Below are 24,874 nucleotides of genomic sequence, written 5' to 3'. Positions count from 1 at the left end.
CTTTGTTCCAATTCCGGAACTTCAATTTATTTACATTAGTATTGAATTACACCAATTTGTGCAAATGAAAATATTTTTTCTTGACTACCACATAAACAAAAGCCATCAAAATCAACAGACCTACCACGAGTAGAATGGTGACGAATACAGAAAAGTTTGACTGCATTAAAAATAAAGCAAAACAATTGATAGCGATCTGAATTGCGGTATAGACTAGCGCAACAAACAGATGTGGAATCTTTGCCTCATTTGCCAGTATTTGATACAAATGTTTACGATGTGCCTGAAATATATTTTCTCTTAAAATCAATCGATGCACAATGGTTAGAACAGAATCCACGCCATACACGGCTAAGAGCAATACAACAGCAATCGAAGGTTCCAATACAATCAATTTCCCCAGCATAAACAACAGAATAAAGGCCATGGCAATCGAACCCACATCCCCGGCAAAACATTTTGCTTTTTTTCTGAAATTGTAGAAATTAAAAACCAAAAGCCCCAAGCCGGTACAGTAAATTAGTTCATTCTCCACAAAAGTGATGTGATAGTTGTTGATCATCCACAAGCCGGAAAGCACGGCCAAACTGTAGGCTCCCGTGATGCCATTGATCCCATCCATAAAATTGTAGGCATTGGTAATGCCAATAAACAGGATGAAAGCGACTGCAATCCAAACCCATTGCAAGTCAAACAGGTTCAACTGATGAAACAACAAACCCATAGCCGCCAAATGAACACTTAGGCGCAATTTATTGGAAAGCGTTAACACATCATCCAGAAAACTAATCAGGGTAATTAAGCTCAAAGCCAAAAAGAACCAGGAATATTGAAACCCTGAAGAAATGAAAAAGGCCAATGCGCCAAAATAAAAGATGATCCCGCCACCCCGTAAAGTGATTGATGTGTGAGAACTTCTTTGATTGGGCTTGTCAATGATATTGAAATGATCGGCAAGCTTAAAATAGATCTGTAGGATTGCAACTAAAACAATCAGAGTAATGATATATTGCATTATTGGAAATCTTTATACATGGACGATTCATAAATTAGTAGTGATTTTTCATTGAAAGGAGTTGTTACCCGTAAAACCTTTCGACCAAATCATTCTATTTTGACGGGTTGGAAAAAGATTCTATTGTCCTGACCAAACCATCTCTTGCCGAAACGGGAAAATCCGTTCCTAATACAGCCTTAATCTTATCATTCGAAACTACGTAATTCTCTGTAAGTTTCATGAGGCGTTCTTCGGTTAAAGGCAATTTCAATCGGGTTCCGATTTTTGCCAACTGACTGATAAATTTTTCCGGCAAATTCCATATTTTAGGCTTCTTTCCTAAGGCATTCGAAATCATAGAGATCAACTCATTGGTAGATAAAGCTTCATCATCAGAGACCTGGTATGTACCCGAATCAATATCCCTGTTGATGAATTCCTGAAACACAAAACAAAGATTTTCAACACTCAAAAAGGACCGTTTATTCTCGAAAGCACCCAGCGGGTAGGGAATTCCTGATTTTGCAAAACGATACAACAAGTTTAAGTTCCCTTTATTACCCGGTCCATGGATCATACAGGGACGAAGAATAAAATACGATTTATTTCTTGGCAAGTCCCTTGACAGCAGATACTCTTCTGCTTTTATTTTTGAACGACCATAGGCTGTAATTGGCTTAGCTTGAACTTCCTCTGTTAGAAAATCGCCTTGCACAACATCTGCTACCGCCTTCACTGAACTCATTAAAAAAAATTTGGAGCAGCTTGAACTCAAAAACCAATCGTAAATTTTCTTCGTTAAGCCATAGTTGATATCAAAATAAGATTGTTCATCAGAAGTTTTTTTAAGATCGTGTGCCTTGCCTGCGAGATGAATAACAACATCCATATCATCAATCTTATCCAATTCATCCCAAGAGTAAATTTTTTCTACCCCTTCGATTTCCTCGAATACAATATCCAATCCAAATAATTTGAAATCTGATTGCTTATTAAAGTATTTAACAAAATTTTGACCTACAAAACCTGAGATGCCTGTTATTAGTATATTCTTACTCATAATTTTCTGTTTTCGCATTAATCTTTTAAGATTTGCTCAATCTTATCCATCAGAATGGTCCGTTCAAAATTCTTCTCATAAAAATCTTTCGAATTTCGCTCAAACAAGGCAATTGAAGTATCATCTTCTGAAAGCTTTAAAGCATTACTAGCTAACTGTCTATAATCATCAGGCTTGCAAGAGTAACCAACATTCGCTTCATGAACCATATCCGAAGCCTCTTTACCGATTGCACCTAAAATGGCTTTCCCTGATGCTAAATAAGCTTGCATTTTTGCCGGAACAATTAGATCGAATATTTCTTCATTCTTTAAAGTGATCAACATTGCATTTGCTTTTTGGAAAAATGCAGGCATCGTTTCCAATGGATAACGACCGAAAACATGAATATTTTCAATACCACACTCCACTATGGCTTGTTCAAGCATATTACGCTTACGGCCATCTCCAACGAATATCCAATTTATTTTACCTTTTGTCAATTTCGCGGCCTCAATAATCACTTCAACATTCTGTGATTCACCTATATTACCTGCAAATAGAATATTAAATCCCTTTGGGTAATTGGGTAATTCAATTGCATTATTTGGAGGACAGCTAAAAATTTCTTCTGCCCAATTTGGAAAATATACTATTTCCTTATCTCTACCCACTAAATTTTGTATTGAACTTATAAATCCTTTTGAAGATACTAGAATCTTATCAGAGTAATTGTAGATGTAACGAACCAAGGCTTTTAAAAAGACTAAAATATACTTATTCTTTACCCCGCCTGCTGCTGTAACACTTTCCGGCCATAAATCCAACACCCATAAATACATTGGGCAATTAAATTTTTTCTTCAATAGGATAGCAGGCAAAGCAACTGTTATTGGAGAAACTTCATGCACAAAAACAACATCAAATTTACCCTTTACCCTAAATATGGCAGCTATACTCCCAAAAATCACAAATGATAAATAATTCAGCAATAAACGAATGCCAGAACCATTCCCTCTTGGGAATAAGGAACATCTAATTATTTTCACACCATTAATATTCTCTTCTTTCTTTCCGAAAAAACTATAGCCTTCGAAAAAACTACCCTGCGGATAGTTCGGTTTACCTGTTAAAACTGTAACAGAATGACCTCTTTTTTTCATTTCAAAGGCAATATCATTCACCTTAAAATCTTCCGGATAGAAATATTGGGATACGATTAATATATTCATTATTTGCTCCAAACAACCCGGTTTATATAATCGGTATAAGATAAAATTATTCTTACCACTTTATCTGACACATTAGGCATCGAATAATCATATACAGGTCGTAGATCACGTTCCTCTCCCCGCTTTTGTGTATCAATTATAGCCAAAGCCTGCATGATTCGTTCTGGATTTAAACCCACCATCATCACAGAGGCTTCTTCCATCGCTTCAGGACGTTCATGAGCTTCACGAATGTTTAAAGCAGGAAAATTCATGATAGAAGATTCCTCTGAAATGGTTCCACTATCAGAAAGAACAGCTTTTGCATTTTTTTGCAAATGATTGTAATCATGGAAACCCAATGGCTTCATCAATTGAATCAAGGCATTGAACACAACACCGGTATCGTTAATTTTATTACGGGTGCGAGGATGTGTTGAAACAATAACAGGCCATTGGTATTTTTCAGCTACTGCATTAAGTGTCTCTACCAATTTCAAAAAATTATCGGAATTGATGTTCTCTTCCCGATGAGCAGAAACAACAAAATACTCTCCTTTCTTTAAATTTAGTCTTTCCAATACGTCCGCCCCATCTATTTGCTCTTGATAAGCATGAACTACTTCATAAATAGGAGAACCTGTTTTGATGATACGATCAGCTGGCAGACCTTCACGCAATAAATACTCTCTGGCAATATCACTATAAGTCAAGTTTACATCGCTGATATGATCCACAATTTTACGGTTGGTTTCCTCAGGTACTCTCTGGTCGAAACAACGATTTCCTGCTTCCATATGGAAGATCGGAATTTTTCTTTTTTTGGCGGCAATAGCACACAAACATGAATTAGTATCGCCCAAAACTAAAAAAGCATCAGGTTGCACCTCCTCTAATACAGGATCAATATTAATCAGAATCTGACCAGCTGTAGTCGTCGCATTACCTCCTGCAGCATTTAAAAAGTAATCAGGTTTACGCAAACCAAGATCTTTAAAAAACACCTCATTTAGTTCATAATCGTAGTTCTGTCCGGTATGAACCAAAATATGTTCGATACTTTCTGTTTCATCCAATTTCAATAAAACACGTGATAAACGTATAATCTCAGGACGAGTACCAACTACAGTAAGGACCTTTAGTTTAGTCATTGGTGATTGGTTATTGGTAACTAGTATGTTTTTATTTGACATTGTGTTATATTCTATTTTTTTATTGATTTGATCAAACCTTGTAACATTTTGGAGATCGTATTTAGTTCTGATAAAAGTTTTTGTTGACTTTCTTTTTCTATAAAAGTCAAATTGCCAGCAATAATTAATTGTGTATCAACTTCTGCTTCACTTGGTAAGGAAATATAGAGAAACTGAATAAATTCTGCCTTATGATTTCGACTTGCACCTTCAGCAATATTAGAAGGGATGGAAATTGATGCTCTTCGAATTTGTGATGTTAATCCGTATAATTCGGACTTTGGAAACTTACTGCTCACACTATAGATCGCAGTAACAAAATCAATAGCTTTATTCCAAACCTCTAAATCTTTATGAGTTTTTACCATTTCAATTAATTTTCAAATAATGGAGACTTGTTATTAGTAAATAGTGATTAGATATTTTTGATTTGAAAACTAATTACTGCTCTACACCTATAAGTTACAAATAACCATTTACAACTTACTAATCACAAATTACCAATCACTAACTACACTTCTAAATAAAATGTATCGGGAAACTCAGGATCGAATGGTTCATTTACCCACATCACGGTTACCATATCGCTTGTTCCCAAATTTTCTATATTGTGCGTATATCCAACAGGAATATCCACTACCTCCAGTTTATCTCCTGAAACAAAATACTCATAAACCTTTTCTTCATCTATTTTACGAAAGCGGATCACCCCTTTTCCACTCACCACCAAAAACTTTTCATTCTTAGTGTGATGCCAATGATTCCCCTTCACAATCCCAGGTTTGGATATATTCACAGACACCTGCCCCCTATCTTTACTTTTTAACATTTCAGTGAAGGAACCACGAGGATCAACATTCATTTTTAATGAATAAGAAAACTTATCACATGGCAGGTAGCTCAAATAGGTCGAATATAATTTTTTGGCAAAAGGATCATTCAAATTGGCCACTGAAAGATCTTTTCTACTCTCTTTAAAAGAATAGAGTAAGTCAACAATGTCTCCAAGTGTTTTATGATGAACGATTGGAACGACACAAAAATCCCCTTCTCTGTTTTCTCTCCCTTGCAAAGCTAAAATTAATTCTTTGACAAGATCATCAATATAAACTAGAGTCATTTCGTTGTTTCTATCCGAAATGCTAATATCCAAGTCATTCGCTATGTTATTGCAAAAAGTAGCAATCGCCGAGTTATAATTTGGTCTGCACCATTTTCCAAAAACATTTGGAAAACGATATACCATCACCTTTGCCCCGGTTTTATTCGCATATTGAAATAGTAGGTCTTCCCCTGCTTTCTTGGATCTCCCATAGGGATTATCCAAACTGGCCTGAGCAGATGAAGAAAGCATGATTGGACAGGTATTCTGATGTTTTTGCAGAAGATTCAAGAGATCGGAAGCAAAATCATGATTACCCTCCATGAACTCTGTTTCTTTCTCCGGACGATTTATTCCTGCCAAATTATAAATAAAAGTCGCTTCCTTAGTGTATTGTTCCAATACGATAGCATCCGTATCGATATCGCACTCCAATATTTCAAAATTTGAATTCAGCGTATAAGTTTTATCCTTTCCCTCCTGAATATTTCTCAATTGACTTATCAGGTTTGTACCGATAAAGCCTTTGGCTCCTGTCACTAAAATCTTCATAATTTTTTATATTACATTTTAGCAGGTTCTTTTTCCTCAATCAGTACATCCTCCCGAATAAAATCCAATTTCAAGAGTAATTTTTTCATTCCTTCCACATCCAAAGGTGTTGTATTGTGAGAATGATAGTCCTCAATTTTTGACAATTCTTCATCTCCTTCATTAAAAAACTTATCGTAATTCAAATCTCGACTATCACAGGGAATTCGGTAGTATTCGCCCATATCAATCGCTTTTGCCATTTCTTCGCGGGTTACTAAAGTTTCATATAATTTTTCCCCATGACGGGTTCCAATTGTTTTTACTTCAGTATCTGCCTGATATAATTGTTTCAAAGATTCTGCCAAAACAGATAAAGTAGCAGCAGGTGCTTTCTGCACAAACAGATCACCATTTACCCCATTTTGAAAAGCATAAATTACCAAATCTACAGCATCATCCAAAGTCATCATGAAACGGGTCATATTCGGATCAGTAATGGTAATCGAATTTCCAGCCTTGATTTGATCCACCCACAAAGGAATCACCGAACCCCTACTAGCCATTACATTTCCATAACGGGTACAGCAAATGGTTGTTGTAGCATCTGCTCCTAATGCTCTACCATGAGCAATTGCAACTTTCTCCATCATCGCTTTACTAATTCCCATAGCATTAATAGGATAAGCCGCCTTATCGGTTGAAAGAACTACTACGTTTTTTACTCCGTGAGCAATTGCCGATTGAATCACATTATCGGTTCCATCCACATTAGTTTTAACTGCCTGCATTGGGAAAAATTCACAAGAAGGAACTTGTTTCAAAGCCGCTGCAGAAAATACGTAATCCACCCCCATCATTGCCATGTCAACCGAACGCTTATCTCTTACATCACCAATATAAAATTTCACCTTTGGATTTTGCAAACGGTGACGCATATCGTCCTGCTTTTTCTCATCACGAGAAAAAATTCGGATTTCTTTTATATCTGAATCTAAAAAACGATTTAAAACAGCATTTCCAAAGGAACCTGTTCCTCCCGTAATTAAAAGAATTTTATCCTTAAACATATCACTATTATTTGATTAATTATTAACTGATTTAAGTAACTTATTTATTTGCATAATCTGATAAGTTGAATTCTTTTTATCCAAAATGTATTTTGCAGCACATTTTCCAAATTCATTTAGTTCAGATTGATCCTTTTGTAATATTTCAAGAATCTGAGACTTAATTATATTTAAGTTTTCATCATCCGTTACATATAAAAACTGATAATACGAGTGAGGTATCCCTTGTAATCTAGTAGTGAAAACGGGAGTGGTTGAAACCATGTACTCAAACATTTTTGATGGGAAAGAATATTTTGTATAGATGTCATTTGAACATCTTAAATTGATGAGTAATTTCGCTTGTTTAAGTTTTTCAAATACATCCTCCCGAGGAATGAAACCAAAATATTTGATTCGAGTATCAACTTTTGCTCTATTATTAATTTCATCTGCCATATCACCATTCCCAAACAGCCATAATTCCAGTGATGGATCATCGATTAATTCAAATAAGTCAAGAATTCTATCAATCCCATATTCTGCATTTAATGTCCCAGCATGAGCTATAGCATTCATCTTAATGTTAGATGTTTTACAATTAAGATTTTCCCCATTAAAAATTCCCTCTACTATTACATTAGGTTTGTTTTTCGGATTTACTAATTGATTCATACCTTCCGAAAATAAAACATATGCATCATAACTTTTTTGTAAATAAGTAACCATATCGACATATGGTTTTATTAGTATTCTTTTATAAAATTTCATTTTTGAAATTCTATCTTTTGAAAAACTAAAAATAGCTAAATCTGTAAAAGTACAAATTCTTTTAATTGACAAAATCTTTCCCATTAAAACTATAGCCAAAGAGACAGGAGCGAAGTGACAACTTGCATAAATTCTCATATTTCTTGTATCCCTGTTTCTGACATACCAACTTAATATTTTAATGCAAGCTGATAAAAAGTAGCTTATTTCTCTTAAATATGGAATATTAATAAAATTTAAATATCCGAGTTTTGTCTCCCCCCTACTTTTCCTATTAAATAAGAAAGTATCTTTCGGGAAATATTCCGTAAGGTAAATACTTATTATTTCTAAGTTAACTTCAACATCTTTAGCAATTTCGTCACAAAGTGCTTTTTCATACATATATTGAGCCACAAAATAAGGCAAATGCTTATTTTCCTTTTTCTTGTATAAGCTGTTATCACAAAATTCGCCAAAATATAAAACATTCATACTATAAGGATTTATTTTGTGTTTTTTCCATATATTCTAAAAATCGTATATGGCATAACATATAATAATTTGGCAAAAAATTCTAAATTTCTCGCATTTTTTAAATATTTATCTCTACTTATTTTAAGTAGATTACTCATCAAAAAGGATAATTTATAAGCAAAAATAACCAGCTTAGGTAATATATTCAATATCTCATCATTATCCTTGATTCTCTGCCATGTTTCTCCTCTATCCAGTAATTGTATTTCAGCTCTAAAACCTGCATTTGAACCTCGCATTCTAAATCGAGACAACACACCGTTTATATAGGCAAGATGGTATTTCTTTGCCAATTGGCTATAAAAGACTGTATCCTCTCCATATCTTTTATCATAAGGAAAACGTATATTGTTCTCTAATAAAACCGCCCTTAATACTATGATACAAGATGTTTGAAGTTTCAAAGAAATAAAGCAATCCCTATATACATTCCCTGTATACAATCGAGTTTCAATAATTTTGGTTTTATCTCGGTCATCCCAAAATAATTCATAAGAGTGCTGACTCCAAATAGAATTATTTTCTTCCATAAAACTTATCTGATTTGATAGTTTTTCTGGGAGCCACAGATCGTCAGAATCTAAAAAAGCAATATACTTTCCTGACGCTTTTTCAATCCCTAAATTTCTAGCTGAGGCTGGCCCACCATTTTCCTTATTAATTACGTTGATTTCAATCTTAGAATCATTGATAATACTATCAAATTTTTCTTTAGAACCATCATTTACTAATAAAATTTCTATATTCTCATAAGTCTGAAGGAGTACGCTATTAATTGCCTCCTCAAGCCATTTTATTTCAGAATAAAAAGGTATCACCACACTAACTAATGGTTTTTTCATAATATTGTAATTTTCTGTTTATCGATTTCGCTATTTATTTGGACTGATCATTTGCAAGGCTTTGTATTTATCATTGCTCATAATTTATTTAGAACCCTGAATAAATTGATTTTGCAAAGACTTATCTTTAATTAAACCATAAAAAACGATCATATTAAAGAGCAACGAATATCTCATATCTTCATTACTAAACATTGCCAGAAGTAATACAAATGATACGTATTTTAAAAAAACATTTTTTCCAAATATCTTTTTTGAAAATCTAAATAATGCATAAATAAAAATAGTACCAAAAAGTAATCCGTAGGTTGCAAATTTATTAGTTATTGTATTCGTTGCTGTTCCATCAGCAGAAAGAGGAATTCCAAACATTATCATAGATTGTTTCTCGAATTCTATATTGAAACTGGTTAATCCTGATCCTGAAAATGGATTATCCATGAAATTTACAAGTGGTACAAAAAATGATGCCACTCTTGCCAATGTACTAACATATTTGTCTGAGTCTGCATTTAATTTCCCAAATATAGCATCACTGAGACCAATATTGTAAATCAAAACCAATACAAAAAAAAATGGCAGTAAATATATTAAACGCTTCTCTCCTTTTGAAAACATATCTTTTCTGTAAAAAACTGATGCGAGCAAAATACCTGCTGCAACAATAATACCTGCAGTCGAAACAGTTGTTGCAATACATAAAAGATATATAAAAACATATCTTTTATTTAATGAATTCTCGTAAAACAAGCTTAACATCAGTGCTATATTCAAATAAATCATATAAACTCCAGGTTCACGAAAAATACCAGTATTTCTTAGACCATGACCGTAATCCCCATGTATTACAGCAACTATTAAATTATGGCTATCTAATCCCGATATATTTGTAATAACAGGGAAGTAATTTATTATAAATGGAAATAATATTGCTAATACATATGCAACTAAAGAAGCTATTCCAAATAAGTATATGTATCTGCAATAGGTAGCCGCAAATACTGAGAAATTAATTTTCTTCACTAAAAGAAATGAAAGAACAATTATCAAAGTTTGATATACATAACCTCCTCTGAAATCGGAATTACTAATTGATGTTATCGCAATTAGTGTAACAAGAGTCATTAATAAGATAGCATTTGATTTTGATATTCGTCTAACATTAATAATTAAGACTACTGTAAGTAAATAGTATAATAAGTATTTAAACTTACTATACATATATACATCGCTGCTTGTACCAAACAAAAGAGTATCATCAGAAATATAGACAATAACAAATAATAGAAAATATATTGCTATTTTTTTATAAGAACTTTGTATATCCATTATTATTTAAAACAGGTTTATATCTATCATTAAAAAAAATAGATAATAATTATATTTCAATATATTTTTGTTAAAATAACATATTTCACACATTATTCTTTATAAATCAAAACTATTGATCAATTACAATTATTGGCAATAATTATTTCTTATAAAGCAAATAAATTTACTCACTATTTTTTGCGAATAATTATTTGATCATTATTCGTACCAAAAGTAACAGTTTCATTGCAAGTAAAAATTCTCGGGGCAAGCCCACAATGCATTTAGTTGAAAATATCTTTTAATACCGAGGTTAGTCTAGAGGTATTATAATCCTTCAAGAGAATAAAGAAAATGACAAACAATATTACACTTCTAAAGAATACAATATTTAGATTACTTTAACGAACAATTTCTTCGCTAATACCAATTGTTTTAAATCAATTATTCCCCAATCGCACATTAGACAATAACTACTTGCAATCTAGGATATCAGAGTATATAGATAATATTCTTTTAAAATTCTCATCTTTATTATGCCTAACACTAGCTGAAAGCACTCCATGTTTAGATAATTTTAAAGAAAGATCTTCATTCTCAAAAACCTGACATACATTTTTAGCCAGCATTTCAATCTCTTCAAATCGATACAATAATCCAGACACATTATTCTCAATCATATCAGGAATCCCTCCTACATATGAAGCAATAACAGGGGTTCCTATTATTTGAGCTTCTCCCAAGGAATTTGGACTATTTTCTATTGAAGATGGACAAATAAAAACATGTGCATTCTGATATTCTACTATCATCTGCTCTTCGGTCAACGTACCTAAAAAAACAACATTATTCTGTAACTCATATTTTTTTATAAGCCTACAAATATACTTACCATAACCAGAAAGTTTAATCCTATCTTTTATTGTTTTCCTATTAATAATATTTTGACCCCCCACACGCAGTTTAATATTTGGATATAAATTACTTAAAAAAGATAATGCCTTAATAACCTGATGCAATCCTTTCAAAGGATATCCAGCTTGACTCAAAAAAATAGAATATTTTGTACAATTATTCAAAGACCATTTTTCAGCAGAATAAAATTTATTTCGCAAAGACTCATTACAAAAATAATAATCTACTTTTTCATTCATTGCTTTCACATGAACTAAATCCCAACAAGTTCTTCCTATTACATTTTTAGTTCGCTTTATATATTCTTTTTCTAACAACCCACTTTCATGCAATTTATTTTTTGCTTGAAAAAGATTGTCTCTTTTAACTATATCCCTAAAGGTCCAATTTCGAACAATATCAAAAAATGTTAATCCAGAATTATAATACCTAACAATTATACTTACTAATCCCTGAATGGAAATTACATATCTCAAATGTGGTAATATTCTCATACATGCAAGTCCATGTGTATATTCTGTACCATGAACATGCACAATATCAGGTTGAAATTCCAAACAAATATCTTTCCATATATTTTCTAATTCATTATTATACCTAGTTTTATCTTTAACAGGAAGTAAGTAATACATAACTCCATTAGAAACAATCTTTTTCAATACATTTCCTTTATAAACTGTAGCTATTGCTAATTCAACACCATCATTTTTACCAAGCTGCTCCGCCAAACCATACATCCATCCTCCGAAAACTGGAGGTTCTAACCCCAGCACATTAGATGGCTCAGGAAATAACGTATTTGTAATCCAGAGTAATTTCATATTTAATCTCAAAAAAATGTTTAATTAATAAAATTCTATTTATCAATGCAAATGGTACCAGATCCTCCTGTCATAAAAAATGTATCGCCTATAATTCCATTTCCCAAATCACTCACCATAAAAATAGCAAGTTCAGCAATCTCTTCAACAGTAGAAACTCTCCCTGAAGGATTAGCAGACCAAGTTAAATCAACCTCCTCATCTTTGGAAAACTTCAACATTGGTGTTGCTGTAGGTCCGGGAGCTAATCCATTAACAACAATTCCATAAGATGTTAACTTATGCGCAAAACCTTGAGTTATTCCATTAACAGCCCTCTTGGAAATTTCATAAGGTGTCCAAGAAGGCTTTAATGATGATGCAGAGCTAATATTCAAAATATGTCCTTTTATTTTATTGTCCACCATGTAATTACCCACGCATTGGCATAAGAAATACAATCCTTTAAGATTTATATCAATAACATTATCCCAGCCATCTTCTGACACCTCTCCAAATTTTTGTGGACAATGTACTCCAGCAGAATTAATTAGTATATCAATTTGATTATCGCGAACCAATTCATCAAACTTTGCTTGTGTCTCCGCAATATCGCTTATATCAAAGGATATGTAATTCACACAAAGCTCATTTGCAACTTTCTGTAGCTTCTCCACGTTTCTTCCTGATATGATTACTTTACAACCAGAGTTTGATAGTTTTTTGGCTATAGCGAATCCAATACCACTACTCCCGCCCGAAATCAATGCTGTTTTACCATTTAGTAGAGACTTTGAATCTTTGGAAATATAAATAGGAACTAGTCGTTCTTTTACTATAAGCTGCTTGATTTTGTTTTTAATGAATCTGATCACTTTATTTCGATATTTTGTTCTTAAGTCTAAATGCTACACCTTTTGCTTTTTGCATAACAGACCTGTTCTGTTGATTTATATTATAAAATTCACGAGTAATAAATGCATCTTCTTCCATTTTTGTAAAGACCTCTAAAAACTTAGGTCTATCTGATTTTTCGGCGAATGAGTCAAAAACATCATTTAATTGTTCTTTTGTTGTTACAGATTGATATTCATAACCTAATGATGATATCCAACCTTTAGCTATTTTACGATGTTCGGCGCAGATATTCTCATTTAAGGTGGGTATGTCCTTTTTATTAAGAAAAAATTGAAATTCGGCCCCTCCTCCATTATTCAACAAAATAATTCTTACATTTTTATCCAAATGTTTAATCCCCGCAGCATTCATATCATAGAAAAAGCTCAAATCACCAATTACCAAAAAAGCTAATTCCTCTGTAACTGCAGCATGCCCCATGAAAGTAGATAGGCACCCATCTATACCCAAAGCTCCAACATTACTATGCACACGCACACCTTTAGCTAATTCGAAGAATTGCATTACTCTAGCACTATTCAAAATTGCTAAGTGGAGTATTGAGTTTTCTGGAATTATACAAGAGAGTTGTTTTGCTAAATAAAAATTAGAAAAATCGAATTCAGGTAGAACAATACTTTCTGATTCATTTTTCCATGCATTATAATACTGTTGATTATTTGAGGAGCCAGAATCGTTTTTTGCAAAAAATCTGAAGAAATAAGATGGGGTACATTCAAAAATAGTAGTTAAGCTTTGATATACATCTCTGACTCTACCACCTTCATCAATTGCAAAATGTTGAATTTGTTTACAGTTTCTTCTTAAAAAAGGTTTCATCCCATAATTCGCAAGATTATTTCCCATAGAAATTACTAAGTCGGGAACGAGGTCTGGCTCCTTTGTGTTGCCAGTTTCAGTTACTGGGTATGTAAATACAGTACCTTCACATTCCAGATTAGAAAGGTGTTCTACAGAAATAACACAGTTAAATTTTGCAAAAAAAGTTTCTATATTATTTTTATCTTCTTCTGAAAACAAGATATTTTGTCCAACAATAATTAAAATCTTTTTGCTTTCCTTAAGCACGTTAATACACCCTTTCCAAACTTCCTCAGAATTCTCACAGTTGATTACTGTAATGGGAGAAATTTCTGGTAATTCCTTTACATTATAATTAGCATAGCTTCCAACTAATGGGATATTTATATGAACAGGACCCTTGCCATGATGAGATGATGCAAGTAAGGCTTCTTTAATTAATCGAGCGCAATACCATTCTTCATCATCCGTATTACATAGAGGTAAATCAACAGATTTTTTACTTACATCTCCAAAAATATTTCTCTGCTCTGTTTTTTGTATCTCTAACTGCCCTGTGAAATAAGGGTTTTTATCTGCTGTGATTGCAATAATAGGTACATTCTGATAATATGCCTCAGTCATGCCAGGTAAATAATTACTAACAGCAGTTCCTGAAGTACAAAGACATGCTACAGGCTCATTTATAATCTGAGCTATTCCAATTCCAAAATAAACTGCACTTCTTTCATCAACAACGGAATAAGTTTTAAAATAAGCATCATTTTCAATAGAATGAACAATTGGAGTATTACTTCCGCCAGGGGATGTAATAATATTTCTAACATTATATTTTTTTAATAATGCTAGCAAAATCTGAATACTTTTATAATTAGAATACATTACTTACAATTTTAATTATTTAACATTACTTTTTCTAGCAAAGGTTTTAACTCTTTACTATACTTATCATCATAATACGGGTCTAACTTAAAATTAATATTAGCATCCAGAGTCTTCTTTGCTAAAGCAAGAGCATCTTCTAAAGAATTAGCAAACATTGCGTGTTCATCATATACACCTTTAAACCAATCCAATCCAGTTACTACTTTATGATCATTTGTTTGTATCACAATAACAGGTGTATTTGCAGCTAAAGCAAAAATAGTCCCGTGGTACCTATCGGTTATAATTACTTTATACTTAGAATATTCCTCAATAATACTTTCAATATAAGGCTTAAGGTTTTTTCTAATCTTTTTATAAGAATCATTTATTGTAGTATCTGAAATATATACATTTGTGATTTTCTCAAGGTTCTTTTTCAACTCTATAATCTTATCCTCATCATAATACTTTTCACCATCATTTCTACGGCATATAAGAACCCCATCTCTCTCATTGTCAAAAGAATAATAACCAATAAGTGTTGTTACAATATCAGGAAACAATGCATTTGTAATATCAGGGAACATTATAAGTGCTTGTTCATATGAGATTCTATCCCTAGATAAAAACAAATGGTGTTTTCCTCTATTTAAAGATTGAGCCGTTCGCATCCTGTTTTTTTCTTCTTTAAAAAATATAGTTTGTGGCATCATCAAAACATTTGCATTAGGAAATCGATCCAATACAAGCCTATGCATTTCATCATGGACGCCACCTAAATCTTGTGTAGTGTAGCCACTTTGAAAAATGATTATATCAGTATCACCAAGAACATTTTCTAATTGCTTTAAAAATCTGAATCTTTTATCGACAATAATAGTTGCTTCAAATTCATAACTAGGTGTATCTGGATAATTACTATTTATCCATCTTTGAATACAATAATACTGTGCAAGATCTCCTAAATTTGAATGCTCAGTTATTCCAAAGTAAAGTATTTTTTTTTCTCTTTTACTAATATTGGCTAATCGACTTGATTCCCTATGTATATAGATATCCCTAATTATACTTTTGATTAGGCGATAAGGTGGTCTAAAAAAGAACCTTAAAATTATTTTTATCTTTTTCATTCAATTTACTTTTTGCGAAATATAAACTTTTGTGTTTGTTGTACTACAATCAATTTCAAAAAAACTCTTTCATCTCGATCCAATCCAATAAAATAAACACATCCAACGACTAAAAAAGCTGAAAGAACTGAAGTGGAAATTAGCTGTTGAACCCCTGTAAAACTCCCCTTTAACAATATTGGTAATGGCGACGCAATAATGGTTACAAATATTATAGGTATTAACACCTTTTTTAAAAAATCAATAATATCAAAATCTATTAGTTGGCTAACAAAAATCACCCTAACAACATTTTGAATAGCAAATAATCCAATTCTGATATATAAAGTTAATTCTGGTTCATACCCGTATTTAGCCGCTATATATGAAAAAATAACGTTACAAATAATGATTGTACTAACAATTATCTGATATAATTTAATTTTTCCTGTAGCAAAAACAACAACCCAAAAAGGAGCAGATATCACATCTACTAATGTACCTATTATTATCAATTGACAGAATATTACAGTATAATCTGGTACAGTTTTTAACCATAACGTAAGAAGAAATTCCATATTGAGCAATACAGGTAACCCAATAAAAAAAAGCAGAAAATATGAAAATTTTGAAGACCTGTAAATAAGTTTATTTTGATGATCTTTTTCTTTTGCCGCAACAGCCTTTGTTAATTGTGGGTTTAATGCGATTTGAAAACCAGAAGCAAATTGACTAAACATAGCACTTACTTGGTTTGCTATACCAAACGCAGCATTTACTGTCACTCCGTAAAATATGTTAATTATAACATTTACTCCTTGTCTAAAACCTAAACTAGCAATGCTTCCAAGCATTCCCCAGCTAGTAAAACTTAACAACTCTATTAAGTATTTCTTTTCTACATGTTCTATCTTAAAGCGAGCATAATTAAATTCTTTTCTATTATAATAACTATACCAAGTAGTAATCAATATTGTAACACTCAATATTAATGCTGAATAAACAATTAATTTATCAAATGATAAACTTACAAGTAAAAATAGGACTAGTACTTTTAATACAGCTTCAAAAATACTAGTATAAGCAAAAAAAGACATCCTTTCATTTGCTATAACATTTGCATCCAGAGGCGCTTTTAGTATACCTACAACAGTTGTTAAAATTGATAATTGATATACCCAAAATATAGCAAGTGATCTATTTGCTGGGAAACTCATTTTGTTATTTAGGAACCATAAACCAATTGTCTCAGCGAGTATGAAAACAATCAAAACAACACCTAAATATATAATTATACTACTATTATAATAGCCCAATAATTTTTTATCATCCTTCTCTCCTAACGCTACTGCAAAATACCGTTGAGTAACAGTACTCAATGATTGATTTAAAAAAGAAAACAATACTACAAATCCGCCAACAACACTATAAACACCATAGTCTGCAACTCCTAATGTATTTAAAACTATTCTTGCGGAAATCAATGAAATAATCATTGTTAACCCCATTCTGAAATAGAGCAAGATAGAATTTTTTGCAAGACGTTTATTATTACTCGAAATCATTATAATAATATATTTTTATACAAAATGTCCAACCTACATATTCTAGAAAATAAGGATACAAGAATAATAACATTTGGGTTGAAATACCAAAATCGACTACTTGAAATGTATCTAAAAACGTTTTAAAAACACAACTATATTGATAATGATCAAGAATAATTAACTAATTTTTTCATAATGATCTATTCCCTAATATCTAATTTGATTCTATTTAAAAACTATCTTTTTTTCTCCACTGCTCTTTAATTGAACCGAGAAACTCCTTCCCGAACACCATCCCCACTCCAACAATTCCTCCCAGAAAAGTCCAGATCACCAAAATCATTGGTCGTTGGGGTTTTGATTTTTCGATGGGTACGGATACCGGCTCGATAATGGTAAAAACAGGCGTATCCTCTTTTACCTGTATTTTTTGCGTCTCCAACTGTTTGGCCAGTTCGGTGTAGACCGATGAAGCCATGGAAAAATCGGATTGCAGGCGTTCCAATTGGGTTTGAGCCACCGCCGTGCTCACATTTCTGTTCTGATCGCGAAAGCGGGCCAATTTCTCCTGCACCTCATTAAATACGGCTTCTTTTTCGGCAAAACGTTCCTCTACAAAAACCAATTGATCTTTTGCTTTTTGTATTTTAAAGTCGGTAATGGCCTGCTGCAAAAGCTCCTGAGCTTTTTGGGCCAGTTGGGCTGCAGCCTTGGCCTCGGGCATGCGCGCAGATAAGGAAACGTAGCCATCTTTGTCGTTTACTTCCAGAGATAATTGAGCTGATAGGATGCTAATTAGTTGCTTTTCGTCTTCAGTAATGCTTAGTAACTGGTCATTGCTTTGAGACGCAAGCATTGCGTCTGTACGCTCGCCTTTAATGGCTTTGATGGTGGCTCCAATAATAACACCTGGTAATCCTATGGTATATCTTTTAATATAGCCCAATAAATTTGGCTTTTTGATTTCCAGATAGTAATCTGCAAATGTCACTTGTTTCTCCTGTCCTTCAATAGAAAGAGGAGTTTGCATCAATTCTTTTTGGAAGGGGATGCTGTTGATTATTTTTGGGTATAAGGTTGGGGGAATGGTAGAACCACCGCTCATGCTTCCCAGATTGATTCCTGCCATGGCGGCCAGTCCGCCCAAGCTACCCCCCAGTTTAGATCCTCCTTCAGATGACTGTGGTACCATGGTGGTTGATGCGGTGTATTCTTTCGCTGAGAAAATGGCGATGAACAAACCCAGCACCATAAAAATAAGGGTGGTACGGATTACGGTTTTTCGTCCGTTCCAGAGGGTCTTTGCGAGGGCGATTAAGTCTATTTCGTCGTCGGTGTGGGCAGGTATGTTGTTATTGTTTTCTTGCATACTTCGTATTGTTATTTCGCGGATTTCAAAATGATTTCGCAGATGCAACAGAGTACATCTCTATCATCTGTGTAATCGATATTAATCAGCGTAATCTCCCTATTGGGTATTAATGAATCGTTTATATTTTAATGAACTTTCACCAAAATTAACTAAAAGCCCAACTTCACAGTTTGTTGCTTTCAGATAGTTAATGATTTGCTGCTCGTCTACTTTTATAATTCTGCTTTTACTTTTTAATTCAAGAATGATTGAATTACAACAGACAAAGTCCGCTTTAAAATATTTGTCTAGCTTTTCACCGTCATAATATAATTCCAGTTTCTTTTCTCTTTCGAAAGGAATATTCCTTTTTTCAAATTCTTTTGTCAATACTTCAGCATATACACTTTCCAGAAAGCCCGAACCTAATGATCGATGAACTGCCATACACACTCCAATTATTGAATAAGTCTTTTCTTCGTGTAACAAGTTTGACATCCGTGTAATCCTTATTAATCAGTGTAATTCCCTCTTCCTAACGCGTAGCCACCGCAATGGCGGTAATTAATGTTGCAAAGGTAGATGCTATGGCCAGCCATTTGCTTGCCTGTCCGGCTTTGTCAACCTCTGGTTTTTCGGGCACAATGATCTCGCAACCCGGTTCTACCTTCGGAAAACGACGGCCGAATAGTCCTCCTTTTGTTGCCTGAGTGGTTCCATTGGCATACAGAACATATACCTTTCCTTTTTTTGCCCGTTCGGCAAAACCACCACTGCTGTACACGTAATCTTTTAATTTTTTCTTCTTTGTAAAAGTATGAGCCACCGGACTCAATACAGAGCCGGATACCATTACCGTCTCTAATTTAGAGGGAACCAAGATCTGATCTCCTGCTTTTACCTGCAAATCTTCCACGCCACCGGGATGACCTAAAATGGCTGTCAAATCGATTCCAACAATCTGATAGGCTACCTTTTCAATATCCGCTTCGGTCATGGTGGTATCCTGAGCTGCAATCGCCACTTTGGCCTGATATTCAGCTTCGCTCAATTCTATTCTTCTTCGCAGGGAAGCCCCTTTCACATAAGCCTCTGAAGTGATCCCTCCTGCTCTTCGAATGATATCTGATATTTTTTCGTTCTTATGAGTAATCCCGTAATCCCCGGAATATTTAACTTCTCCCTGAATGTTGGCAGCTCCCTGCGGACGAAAACCTGGAGCGCGGCGCACATATACTTTATCGAAAGGTTTCAATAAAAAGGCTTCATCTTCCAAATTCAATTTTAAATTCCGGTCCAACGAAAACTGGAAGGTATGCAGCAATGATTTTGTCAATTCACTTGTTTCCTTGTAATCCAGCACGCGGCTCACTTCCAATCCTGCCACCTCAGCATCCTCTTTGAAACCTCCTGCCTGAAAAATCAGATCTCCTATCCGTAAATTTTCTGCCCAGGCATAAGTTCCTTCGAACTGAACTTCCCCAACAATTTCAACCGTTCTGGCTTCGCGCATATCAAATATGGATGAAATCTGAATCCGGTCTTCTTTCTGAAGCTCAAAATCTATTTTTCCATTCACCACATCCCGGACCGAAAAGGAAATGGCTTTCAAGCTCATGTCCTCCAGCTTTCTGGTAATCACGGCACGCTCCATAAATGCTTCTTCTTTGAGTCCTTCCGCTTTTTGAATCAATTGGGACAACTGCAGGCCTTCGGTTAATTCATAATTTCCCGGACGGTACACCGCGCCATCTATGCTTACCCTGTTTTCGAAACGTTCGGTCAGCATTCCTGCCACCAATGAGTCACCGTTCATCAGCTGCACCTGATCGTATTGATCAGCAGCAACTCCTTTAAAACTAAGAGTTCTGGTATTGTTGCGATACAATTCCAAACGATGAGTATAAGCTTTATCCGTAAAGCCACCTGCGAAACGCAGTAAATCGGCTACAGTCTCCTCTTTTTGAGCCTCAAACAATCCGGTCCGTTTAAATTCTCCTGCTACTTTCACTCTTTTTGCGTAAGGACGCACCAAGACCACATCCTGATCGCGCAACTGTATGTTGTTTTGCGTTTTTCCATCGATTAAATAAGCGTAAACATCTATACTGCATACCAATTTACCATCGCGCTGCACGTCTATATTTCGGAAAGATCCATTTTCATTGGGTCCCCCTGCAAGGTATAAGGCATTAAAAGCCGAAGCCGTTGCCGGCAAAGAATAGGTACCCGGCAAATTCACCTCCCCAATCACATTCACTTTAATCCCTTTTAAGCTTCCCATACTTACATCAGCAAAGGTATTTGGCCGATCGCCCCCCATGCCATTGTAAATGGAAAGCAATCTGCTTTTAATTTTTGCCTGTGCTTTGGCAAACGAAATGCCATACACGTGAACCGGCCCTAAATCAGGAATGGTTATGGCTCCGCTTTTTTGAACTGTTAACTGATAATTTTGCTGAGAAGCACCATAAACAGATATATTTACTTCATCACCTATTCCTAAAGAGTAAGATTCTGACACAGGCACATCGATTGCCGGTTCGAAACTTAAATTTTTTGAGTTGAAAAATTGAAACCCAAAAATCTCTTTGTTTTTTTCTGTGGCTTTAAAGTCTGCTTTTTCCGAAAGCTTCACCTCCGGCACCAAAGTCTCCTGAGAATCATCTGCCGGAGCTTTTACATTTCGCTTTCCACTTTTGTACTCGTTGATTTTTTTCACCATTTGATCGATCTGCAACTGAGAAGCTCCTCTGGCCCGTGCCAGTGCCATTGCCTCTTCCAGACTCATGCCGTTTTTTTCCATTTCGGAAATCAGCTTTTCAACCTGAGCATCACTCAAGGCTTCCACATTTACACTCGCTGGATTGATATTTGTGTTTTGAGAGTTTGCTGTCCCGATGAATAAAACCGCAAACAAACAAACCAGAAACATTTTTTTTACCGACCAAATCATAATTTCAATAACATTTATATAGTATGTACCTTTATTCCTATCATCTATATCCGTTTTGTTGTGACAAAACCCTATTTCAATAAGACGAAAGATTTTTTTCGCAGCACAAAAATAAGGAACGAATCCACAATTCCCTAATTTCAGAGCATTTTACTTCCCTTATTTTATGAACACATTGCATACAGAACTGCAATTCCCTGCAATAGTACAATTTCTCAATCATTTATTTGCCTGTCAAACCTGCCAAATAAAAAAACCGTGTCAATAAATTCGATACGGTCTCCTTATAATAATAGATCGTTAGATTTTAGCTGTGAGATATTAGACTGATTAACAATGCGCTTATTTTCAAACCTTAGGTCAGGATGCCCATTAATGAAATCTCTCTAAAAATAAAGCACTTACAAGAATTTAACAAACTGTTGTATAACAACTTCCATTTCTCCGGATAATTATCGCAGCATCTCTTTGATTTCGGCCAAATCAATCAATCCAATCTGCTCTTTCCTGCGGATAATTTTTGCATCCAACTGTTCATAGATTGAATTCATTGACTTAAATTCAGGTACAATAGCCTTCATATGCGCAACAATCTTAAAATTATCATTTTCATCAAGCAATTCACAAAAATGGTTAATCAGTAGTTCAACCTCTTCCCGTTCATAAGCCCGGACTTTTGCAATCATAATTCTAGGATGTTTGGTAGGTACTGTATTCTCTTTCACATTCAACAATTCCTCGAACAATTTTTCGCCGGGACGCAAACCGGTAAACTGAACATTTACATCAACACCTACCTTCAGTCCGCTTAATTTGATCATTTTGTAGGCCAAATCAACAATTTTCACAGAACGACCCATATCAAAAATAAAGATTTTCCCTCCTTTACCTATTGCACCAGCCTGCATCACCAACTGACAAGCTTCAGGAATCGTCATAAAATATCTGGTAATATCAGGATGAGTAACCGTAATGGGGCCACCTTTTTCAATCTGAGACTTAAACCGGGGAATTACAGAGCCATTTGAGCCCAACACATTCCCAAATCTTGTTGTAATAAAATGCGTTTGTCCACCCGGGAAATTCATGCTTTGAGTATAAATCTCAGCAATTCTTTTCGATGCTCCCATTACATTGGTTGGGTTCACAGCCTTATCGGTCGAAACCATTACAAAACGCTCCACGCCATATTCCAATGATAAATCAGCAATGTTCCTGGTTCCAAACACATTTGTTTTTATGGCCTCGGAAGGATTGTTCTCCATCATTGGTACATGCTTATAAGCCGCTGCATGATACACCAATTGAGGCTTGAAGATTTCAAACATTTTACGTGTTCGTTCCAAATCACGCACGTCTCCAATAACAATCTCAAAATCATAAAAATTGAACTCTTCCTTTAACGACAATTCAATATCGTATAAGGGTGATTCTGCCTGATCAAACAAAATAATGCTCTTGGGACGAAAACGTGCTACCTGACGCACCATTTCACTACCAATAGATCCAGCAGCACCGGTTACCAAAACCGTTTTGCCACTCACCTGACTGTCTATTTCATCCCAGTCTAATTTTATGGGTTCACGCTCCAACAAATCCTCTATTTTAATGGCCCGGATCTGCTTCACACTCAACTCGCCGTTCACCCAGCTTTCAAATTTAGGAACCTCCCAAACTTTCACATTTTTATTCAGGCATTTTTCAATCACATCCTGACGTTCATCAACACTTAAATCTTTTTTGGCAATAATAACCTTATCGATTTCCTGCTTTTCCAACAATCTATCTAAGTCATTCGGACTATAAATTTTTATATTTTCTAATTTACTCCCGACTTTTTTGTTGTTGTGATCGATAAATCCAACAATTGTACTATTGATATCTTTTCCACTATCCAGTGCGTGTTTTGCCATAATACCAAACTCATCGCTGCCATAAATCAGTATGTTTTCCCGAATTTTAGAATAAGTTAAGTATCTAAAATAAAGAGCCTTAAAAATAATACGACTGCTGGTCATCAAAAAAACCATTGATATGTATTCTATAATCAGAATAGAAAACGGAAGCAGGTAAACGCCGTTCAGAAAATAGTAGCTCAATCCGTTTGTAAGAACAAACAGTAAAGATCCCAAGGAAATCACCATGAAAATACGTTCGGCATCTTTAGCACTTGTGTACCGGACAATTCCTGCATAAGTTCCCCCAATCAGAAAACTAATAGCTCTCACCAATAAAACCAAAGGAATAACAAACTTTGCGGAACTCAGATTAACACTCTCAATATTAAAGTTGAAACGTAATAAGTAAGCGGCAGAAATTGAAGCCAGCCCAATAAACAAATCAATTAGAAAAACGATCCAACGAGGAGTGTTGTGATCGAAGACACTAATTTTAGATAAATTCATAGATATTGGTTTTATATGTAGTAGTGTGTACAATAAATACTGAGTACAAAAATACTTCCTTATTTTACTAAAAGCAACTGTCAAAGTTGCCATTTTTACTTTTTATCGTTTTTTACGGCCCATTCACATGCAATTATAATCTTTTAATCCATAGCCCCTCAAAACTATATGATTACATAAAACGCAAAGGGTTGCGTAAAAGTTTCAAAAAAAACGCAATACATTCATTTTAAATCCGTTAAAACAACACCCGGTAATATTTACAACATGACAATTGTACCATCCCTTCTTTTGACCGTTTTGCCATTCATTTTCCCTACTTCACCTTCCCTGCAACAGCTAAAGCAGTTGGCAATGCATTCGATTAGGACTAAAGCCACATAACATTTAAAACCATAAAACTGCAATTGACTTTTTTTGACTTTTTGACTTTTTGACTTTTTGACTTTTCAAGACTTTTGAGACCTTTCCAGACTCTTCAAGACTCTTCAAGACTTTTCAATCTTCTAACACCCCTCTCCCTGTCGGGATCTCCCCTTAAAATGGGAGAATTGCAAATGGGAGAATTGCTGCGATAACCTTTTCAGACAACAGCTTAAGCAGTTGGCAATTCATGGCTTCACAAAACACATATCTTCCCCAA

Annotated in this window: 19 protein-coding genes; all 19 read right to left on the bottom strand. The window is 34.4% G+C overall.

All coding sequences use genetic code 11. The features are described from left to right. Positions 1-46 precede the first annotated feature (46 nt). The 19 genes from ACHZAX_RS05640 to ACHZAX_RS05550 all read right to left on the bottom strand — a co-directional run bounded on the left by ACHZAX_RS05640 (position 47) and on the right by ACHZAX_RS05550 (position 24,231). Entirely contained in the window at positions 47-1,015 is a 969-nt protein-coding gene (locus ACHZAX_RS05640; protein WP_320018355.1) for an MraY family glycosyltransferase, read from the bottom strand. Between the two features lie 94 nt (positions 1,016-1,109). Continuing rightward, entirely contained in the window at positions 1,110-2,057 is a 948-nt protein-coding gene (locus tag ACHZAX_RS05635; protein WP_320018354.1) for an NAD-dependent epimerase/dehydratase family protein, read from the bottom strand. A 17-nt stretch (positions 2,058-2,074) separates the two neighbouring features. Continuing rightward, entirely contained in the window at positions 2,075-3,268 is a 1,194-nt protein-coding gene (locus ACHZAX_RS05630) for a glycosyltransferase family 4 protein (protein ID WP_320018353.1), read from the bottom strand. Next, positions 3,268-4,398 (bottom strand): non-hydrolyzing UDP-N-acetylglucosamine 2-epimerase, encoded by a 1,131-nt coding sequence (gene wecB / locus ACHZAX_RS05625; RefSeq protein ID WP_320018352.1) that lies wholly within the window; start codon positions 4,396-4,398, stop codon positions 3,268-3,270. The genes ACHZAX_RS05630 and wecB overlap by 1 nt, the downstream gene beginning before the upstream one ends. 53 nt (positions 4,399-4,451) lie before the next feature. Beyond that, positions 4,452-4,808 (bottom strand): four helix bundle protein, encoded by a 357-nt coding sequence (locus tag ACHZAX_RS05620; RefSeq protein WP_320018351.1) that lies wholly within the window; start codon positions 4,806-4,808, stop codon positions 4,452-4,454. 143 nt (positions 4,809-4,951) lie between these two features. Further along, on the bottom strand, positions 4,952-6,094 hold the full coding sequence (locus ACHZAX_RS05615) for a capsular polysaccharide biosynthesis protein CapF (protein WP_320018350.1): 1,143 nt from the start codon (positions 6,092-6,094) through the stop codon (positions 4,952-4,954). An 11-nt stretch (positions 6,095-6,105) separates the two neighbouring features. Continuing rightward, complete coding sequence (locus ACHZAX_RS05610) at positions 6,106-7,143, bottom strand: polysaccharide biosynthesis protein (protein ID WP_320018349.1); 1,038 nt, start codon at positions 7,141-7,143, stop codon at positions 6,106-6,108. A gap of 15 nt (positions 7,144-7,158) precedes the next feature. Next, a complete protein-coding gene (locus ACHZAX_RS05605) occupies positions 7,159-8,367 on the bottom strand; it encodes a glycosyltransferase (RefSeq protein ID WP_320018348.1) in 1,209 nt (402 codons plus the stop codon). A gap of 11 nt (positions 8,368-8,378) precedes the next feature. Then, positions 8,379-9,251: a glycosyltransferase family 2 protein gene (locus ACHZAX_RS05600; protein WP_320018347.1), complete on the bottom strand. Its 873-nt coding sequence runs from the start codon at positions 9,249-9,251 to the stop codon at positions 8,379-8,381. Between the two features lie 84 nt (positions 9,252-9,335). Next, on the bottom strand, positions 9,336-10,580 hold the full coding sequence (locus ACHZAX_RS05595) for a hypothetical protein (RefSeq protein ID WP_320018346.1): 1,245 nt from the start codon (positions 10,578-10,580) through the stop codon (positions 9,336-9,338). 455 nt (positions 10,581-11,035) lie between these two features. Beyond that, positions 11,036-12,298, bottom strand: coding sequence for a glycosyltransferase family 4 protein (locus ACHZAX_RS05590; protein WP_320018345.1), 1,263 nt, complete (start codon positions 12,296-12,298; stop codon positions 11,036-11,038). A 35-nt stretch (positions 12,299-12,333) separates the two neighbouring features. Then, entirely contained in the window at positions 12,334-13,152 is an 819-nt protein-coding gene (locus ACHZAX_RS05585) for an SDR family NAD(P)-dependent oxidoreductase (protein ID WP_320018344.1), read from the bottom strand. A 1-nt stretch (position 13,153) separates the two neighbouring features. Beyond that, a complete protein-coding gene (gene menD, locus ACHZAX_RS05580) occupies positions 13,154-14,878 on the bottom strand; it encodes a 2-succinyl-5-enolpyruvyl-6-hydroxy-3-cyclohexene-1-carboxylic-acid synthase (RefSeq protein WP_320018343.1) in 1,725 nt (574 codons plus the stop codon). Between the two features lie 11 nt (positions 14,879-14,889). Then, entirely contained in the window at positions 14,890-15,993 is a 1,104-nt protein-coding gene (locus ACHZAX_RS05575) for a polysaccharide pyruvyl transferase family protein (RefSeq protein WP_320018342.1), read from the bottom strand. Between the two features lie 5 nt (positions 15,994-15,998). Further along, positions 15,999-17,537, bottom strand: a complete 1,539-nt coding sequence (locus tag ACHZAX_RS05570) for a lipopolysaccharide biosynthesis protein (protein WP_320018341.1) — start codon at positions 17,535-17,537, stop codon at positions 15,999-16,001. A gap of 211 nt (positions 17,538-17,748) precedes the next feature. After that, the gene (locus tag ACHZAX_RS05565; RefSeq protein ID WP_320018340.1) at positions 17,749-18,888 is read right to left on the bottom strand and encodes a Wzz/FepE/Etk N-terminal domain-containing protein; all 1,140 of its coding nucleotides are present in this window, start codon (positions 18,886-18,888) and stop codon (positions 17,749-17,751) included. A 99-nt stretch (positions 18,889-18,987) separates the two neighbouring features. Beyond that, complete coding sequence (locus tag ACHZAX_RS05560) at positions 18,988-19,368, bottom strand: GxxExxY protein (RefSeq protein ID WP_320018339.1); 381 nt, start codon at positions 19,366-19,368, stop codon at positions 18,988-18,990. A 37-nt stretch (positions 19,369-19,405) separates the two neighbouring features. Continuing rightward, complete coding sequence (locus ACHZAX_RS05555) at positions 19,406-21,826, bottom strand: SLBB domain-containing protein (RefSeq protein ID WP_320018338.1); 2,421 nt, start codon at positions 21,824-21,826, stop codon at positions 19,406-19,408. Positions 21,827-22,278: 452 nt separating this feature from the next. Then, the gene (locus ACHZAX_RS05550) at positions 22,279-24,231 is read right to left on the bottom strand and encodes a polysaccharide biosynthesis protein (protein WP_320018337.1); all 1,953 of its coding nucleotides are present in this window, start codon (positions 24,229-24,231) and stop codon (positions 22,279-22,281) included. Positions 24,232-24,874: the final 643 nt, after the last annotated feature.

Origin of the sequence: Labilibaculum manganireducens, assembly GCF_963665805.2 — a bacterium.
GTDB classification, from domain to species: Bacteria; Bacteroidota; Bacteroidia; order Bacteroidales; family Marinifilaceae; genus Labilibaculum; species Labilibaculum manganireducens.
This window is presented reverse-complemented; position numbering and strand designations above follow the sequence as displayed.

Bases quoted from the DNA above. Each gene is read 5' to 3' on its own strand.
- ACHZAX_RS05640 (WP_320018355.1), bottom strand. From the start codon at position 1,015: ATGCAATATATCATTACTCTGATTGTTTTAGTTGCAATCCTACAGATC.
- ACHZAX_RS05635 (WP_320018354.1), bottom strand. From the start codon at position 2,057: ATGAGTAAGAATATACTAATAACAGGCATCTCAGGTTTTGTAGGTCAA.
- ACHZAX_RS05630 (WP_320018353.1), bottom strand. From the start codon at position 3,268: ATGAATATATTAATCGTATCCCAATATTTCTATCCGGAAGATTTTAAG.
- wecB (WP_320018352.1), bottom strand. From the start codon at position 4,398: ATGACTAAACTAAAGGTCCTTACTGTAGTTGGTACTCGTCCTGAGATT.
- ACHZAX_RS05620 (WP_320018351.1), bottom strand. From the start codon at position 4,808: ATGGTAAAAACTCATAAAGATTTAGAGGTTTGGAATAAAGCTATTGAT.
- ACHZAX_RS05615 (WP_320018350.1), bottom strand. From the start codon at position 6,094: ATGAAGATTTTAGTGACAGGAGCCAAAGGCTTTATCGGTACAAACCTG.
- ACHZAX_RS05610 (WP_320018349.1), bottom strand. From the start codon at position 7,143: ATGTTTAAGGATAAAATTCTTTTAATTACGGGAGGAACAGGTTCCTTT.
- ACHZAX_RS05605 (WP_320018348.1), bottom strand. From the start codon at position 8,367: ATGAATGTTTTATATTTTGGCGAATTTTGTGATAACAGCTTATACAAG.
- ACHZAX_RS05600 (WP_320018347.1), bottom strand. From the start codon at position 9,251: ATGAAAAAACCATTAGTTAGTGTGGTGATACCTTTTTATTCTGAAATA.
- ACHZAX_RS05595 (WP_320018346.1), bottom strand. From the start codon at position 10,580: ATGGATATACAAAGTTCTTATAAAAAAATAGCAATATATTTTCTATTA.
- ACHZAX_RS05590 (WP_320018345.1), bottom strand. From the start codon at position 12,298: ATGAAATTACTCTGGATTACAAATACGTTATTTCCTGAGCCATCTAAT.
- menD (WP_320018343.1), bottom strand. From the start codon at position 14,878: ATGTATTCTAATTATAAAAGTATTCAGATTTTGCTAGCATTATTAAAA.
- ACHZAX_RS05575 (WP_320018342.1), bottom strand. From the start codon at position 15,993: ATGAAAAAGATAAAAATAATTTTAAGGTTCTTTTTTAGACCACCTTAT.
- ACHZAX_RS05570 (WP_320018341.1), bottom strand. From the start codon at position 17,537: ATGATTTCGAGTAATAATAAACGTCTTGCAAAAAATTCTATCTTGCTC.
- ACHZAX_RS05565 (WP_320018340.1), bottom strand. From the start codon at position 18,888: ATGCAAGAAAACAATAACAACATACCTGCCCACACCGACGACGAAATA.
- ACHZAX_RS05560 (WP_320018339.1), bottom strand. From the start codon at position 19,368: ATGTCAAACTTGTTACACGAAGAAAAGACTTATTCAATAATTGGAGTG.
- ACHZAX_RS05555 (WP_320018338.1), bottom strand. From the start codon at position 21,826: ATGATTTGGTCGGTAAAAAAAATGTTTCTGGTTTGTTTGTTTGCGGTT.
- ACHZAX_RS05550 (WP_320018337.1), bottom strand. From the start codon at position 24,231: ATGAATTTATCTAAAATTAGTGTCTTCGATCACAACACTCCTCGTTGG.